4 protein-coding genes and 1 pseudogene are annotated in these 3,933 nt (G+C 72.7%); 2 read left to right on the top strand and 3 right to left on the bottom strand.

Features of this window, described 5'->3' with window-relative positions; genetic code table 11:
* Together ACYVE9_RS18240 and ACYVE9_RS18235 are read right to left on the bottom strand one after the other, a co-directional pair.
* A pseudogene (locus ACYVE9_RS18240) lies at positions 1-246 on the bottom strand (ATP-binding protein); the annotation flags it as partial.
* A gap of 295 nt (positions 247-541) precedes the next feature.
* Positions 542-1,450 (bottom strand): heavy metal transporter, encoded by a 909-nt coding sequence (locus ACYVE9_RS18235; protein ID WP_461028947.1) that lies wholly within the window; start codon positions 1,448-1,450, stop codon positions 542-544.
* A gap of 83 nt (positions 1,451-1,533) precedes the next feature.
* Between ACYVE9_RS18235 and dapE the strand changes: the two genes are divergently transcribed.
* Positions 1,534-2,613: a succinyl-diaminopimelate desuccinylase gene (dapE, locus tag ACYVE9_RS18230; protein ID WP_461028946.1), complete on the top strand. Its 1,080-nt coding sequence runs from the start codon at positions 1,534-1,536 to the stop codon at positions 2,611-2,613.
* A gap of 97 nt (positions 2,614-2,710) precedes the next feature.
* A complete protein-coding gene (locus ACYVE9_RS18225) occupies positions 2,711-3,448 on the top strand; it encodes an LOG family protein (protein WP_461028945.1) in 738 nt (245 codons plus the stop codon).
* Between the two features lie 39 nt (positions 3,449-3,487).
* On the opposite strand, the gene ACYVE9_RS18220 is transcribed toward ACYVE9_RS18225, so the two are convergent.
* Positions 3,488-3,933, bottom strand: a 446-nt coding sequence (locus ACYVE9_RS18220) for a dihydropteroate synthase (protein WP_461028944.1), incomplete at its 5' end; no start/stop codon positions are given.

Here is a 3,933-nt window from a genome sequence, read left to right as displayed (position 1 = left end):
GCCGGCCACCTCCTTGGCGGCGGGCACGGCGGTCTTCACCGCGTCGCTGCCCGCTTCGCCGGCCAGGTCGGTCACGTCCTGCGTGGTGGTGCCGAGGCCGTCACTGTCGAGGTTGCTCACGCCGCCCAGGTCCGGGAGGGCGGGCAGGCTCACGGCCTGGGCGGAGCCGGCAGCGGCGCCGACGACGGAGGCGGCGCCTGCGGCCGTCAGCAGTGCGCTCTTGGCGATCCGGCGCGTGATGGACATGATGCTCCTTTGACGGAGAGATTGTTCCGGACTCCGGGGCGTGCCCGGTCAGACGCAGTGCCTATCGCGTCGACAGCCCCTGAGGTTGCGGCTCCGCCGGGTAAAGGATTGGTAATGCGTCGCATCATATGGGTGGGGCAAAGTGCACAATCGGTGCCGCGCAGAGGGGTGTTGCGACGCGGGGAAGGCCAATCGCCGCAAGGGATCCCGGGGATGCGGCGTCAACGGCGCCTGACGCCTTCACACCGTCAGCAGCGCGCCCGGCGACGTTCCCCTTCCGGGGGATGCCGCCGCACTACTGCGCGAGTGTCATTCGCACCTCTGTGCCCGGTTCGGCATCCGTCGTGCGCCATCCCTCCGCGGAATTCGCCGCCTCCCACACGTGGTCTCCGAAGGAGATGCGCGCGATACCGAGTTCGGAGGCGTTGGCGACGGCCCAGTGCGCCAGCTCCCAACCCCGCCGCTCCACCGGCTCGCGCCCCTCACCCGTGGCCCGCACCGGTACCGACACCACCGACGAGGGCGCGCTGCGGCCCGCGCCCGCGGCACCGTCCTCGGGCAGCACGTCCGCGCCGAACTCCTTCACCAGCTTGCGCCGGACCTCGGTGGAGTTGCCGGCCACGGGCGGCAGGCCGCCGCCGGTGCAGTTGAGCGCTGCGGGCTGCCGGCCGACCAACGCGGCGGTGAGCAGCGCGGCGTTCGACTCGTGCTTCGCGTACGCCTGCGGAAAACCGCTGCGTTGCACCTGCTGCGCGGCGACGGTGAGCGGCATCCGCGTGTAACCGGGCACCTCCACCAGGTGCTCGTAGAACTTGCCGGCCGAGTAGACCGGATCCATGATCTGCTCCACGGTGCCCCAGCCCTGCGAGGGCCGCTGCTGGAACAGGCCCACCGAGTCCCGGTCGCCGTAGTCGATGTTGCGCAGCGCCGACTCCTGCACGGCCGTGGCCAACGCGATGGTCACCGCCCGGTCCGGCAGCCCCCGGGACGCCGCGACGGCCTCGATGGCCGCGGCGTTGCGGGCCATCTCCGGCTCCAACTCCCACTGCCGCTCGCCGTCCGGGCCCCGCACCACGCACTGCGGCGGACCACCGTCGGTGGTCTCGTACTGGACAACCAGGTACCCGGCCACGGCGAGCAGCACGGACACGGCGGCGGCCGTCCGCCACCGTCGTCCGCGCTTCCTCACTCGCTGCTCGGTCATGGCGTCAGGGTAGCGGTGAGTCCGCCCTAGGAGACGACCGCCGGAGCTGCCGCCGCTCCGGGCGCCCCGGTAGGGTCGTGGGCATGGCGCCGATCAAGCTTGACCTGCAGCAGGACGCCGCGCGGCTGACCGCGCAGCTCGTCGACGTGCCCTCGGTGAGCGGAACCGAGGGGCCGCTCGCCGACGCGGTGGAGCAGGCGCTGGCCGCGCTGCCGCACCTGCGTGTACTGCGGCACGGCAACAACGTGCTGGCCCGCACCGAACTCGGCCGGTCGGAACGCGTCGTGCTGGCCGGCCACATCGACACCGTGCCGATCGCCGACAACGTGCCCTCCCGCCTCGACGCCGACGGCGTGCTGTGGGGGTGCGGCACCTCCGACATGAAGGCGGGCGTCGCCGTGCAGCTGCGCGTCGCCGCCACCGTGCCCGAGCCGAACCGGGACCTGACGTTCGTCTTCTACGACAACGAGGAGGTCGACGCCGACCTCAACGGTCTCGGCAAGGTCGCCGCCGCCCATCCCGACTGGCTCACCGGGGACTTCGCGGTACTGCTGGAGCCGTCCAGCGGGGAGGTGGAGGGCGGTTGCCAGGGCACGCTGCGGGTCAAGCTCCACCTCGCCGGGCAGCGCGCGCACTCGGCCCGCGGCTGGATGGGCGAGAACGCCGTGCACGCCGCCGCGCCGGTGCTCACCCGGCTCGCCGGGTACCGGCCCCGCCGGGTCCTCATCGACGGCCTGGAGTACCGCGAGGGGCTGAACGCCGTCGGCATCGAGGGCGGCGTGGCGGGCAACGTGATCCCCGACGCCTGCACGGTGACGGTCAACTTCCGCTACGCCCCCGACCTCAGCGAGGACCAGGCGCTGGCGCACGTGCGGGAGGTCTTCGCCGGCTGCGGCGTCGCGGAACTGGTGGTGGACGACCACTCCGGCCCGGCGATGCCCGGCCTCGGCCACCCCGCGTCGGCCGCGTTCTCGGCCGCCGTCCTGGGCACCCCGCAGCCCAAGTTCGGCTGGACGGACGTCTCCCGGTTCAGTGCGCTGGGGGTGCCCGCGGTCAACTACGGGCCCGGTGACCCGAACCTCGCGCACAAGGTCGACGAGCGGGTCGACACCGCCCGCATCCTGCACTGCGAGGACCGGCTGCGGGCCTGGTTGACCAGCTGAACCCACGCGGGCGGCAGGGCGTACCCCGGGAATTCCGCCGGGCGTCACCCGCGTCTGCGTAACCTTGCGCGGAGATCGAAGCCGGAGGGAGCACAACATGGCCAACTCGACGGAAGGACCGGTGCCGAGAGAGCAGCGGCTCGGCCCGGTGGTACGGCGTCGCGGACAGATGCAGCCGGGCACCGCCGACCAACGGCTGCTGGAGTCGGTCGGCCCCTCCGACTTCATCCACCAGGACCCCTGGCGGGTGCTGCGCATCCAGGCCGAGTTCGTGGAGGGGTTCGGCGCGCTCGCCGAGATCGGGCCCGGCGTCAGCGTCTTCGGGTCGGCCCGCACCTCACCCGGCACCCCCGAGTACGAGGCGGGCGTGGCCATCGGGCGGGCCCTGTCCGAGGCGGGTTACGCGGTGATCACCGGCGGCGGCCCCGGTGCGATGGAGGCCGCCAACCGCGGTGCGTCCGAAGCCGGCGGCACCTCGGTGGGCCTCGGCATCGAGCTGCCCTTCGAGCAGGGCCTCAACCGGTACGTCGACCTGGGCGTCAACTTCCGGTACTTCTTCGTCCGCAAGACCTGCTTCGTGAAGTACTCGCAGGGCTTCGTGGTGCTGCCCGGCGGTATGGGCACCTTCGACGAGCTGTTCGAGGCGATCACGCTGGTGCAGACCCAGAAGGTCACCCGGTTCCCGATCGTGCTCTTCGGGTCCAGCTACTGGGAGGGGCTGCTGGCCTGGCTGCGCGGCACCGTCGCCGAGCAGGGCAAGGTCTCACCCGGTGACCTCGACCTGCTGCACCTCACCGACGACGTGGACGAGGCCGTCGCCTTCGTCACCAAGTAGCCGCCGCCCACGCCGTCGGGCGAGCGGCCGGCGCGGGCGTCAGGCGAGTCCCCGGCGGGCCACCGCCGGGGGCCGGTGGCCCGCGATGGAACCGACCATCTCCAGCACCTGCCGGGTCTCGGCCACCTCGTGCACGCGGTACACCTGCGCGCCGAGCCACGCCGACACCGCGGTGGTCGCCAGGGTCCCGGTGAGACGTTCCCTGACCGGCCGGTCGAGGGTCTCCCCGACGAAGTCCTTGTTGGACAGCGACACCAGCACCGGCCAGCCGGTGGCGGTCATCTCGCCGAGCCGGCGCGTCGCCTCCAGCGAGTGCCGCGTCGACTTGCCGAAGTCGTGGCCCGGGTCGATCATGACGCCCTCGCGGGGCACGCCCAGCGCCACCGCCCGCTCGGCCAGCCCCACGGTGACCCGCAGGATGTCGGCCATCACGTCCCGGTAGGCGACCCGGTGCGGGCGGGTGCGCGGCCGGGCGCCGCCGGCGT

The sequence above is a fragment of the Streptomyces sparsus genome (genome assembly GCF_054776295.1).
The sequence above is the reverse complement of the archived record's forward strand: the minus strand, read 5'-3'. Positions and strand labels throughout refer to the sequence as shown.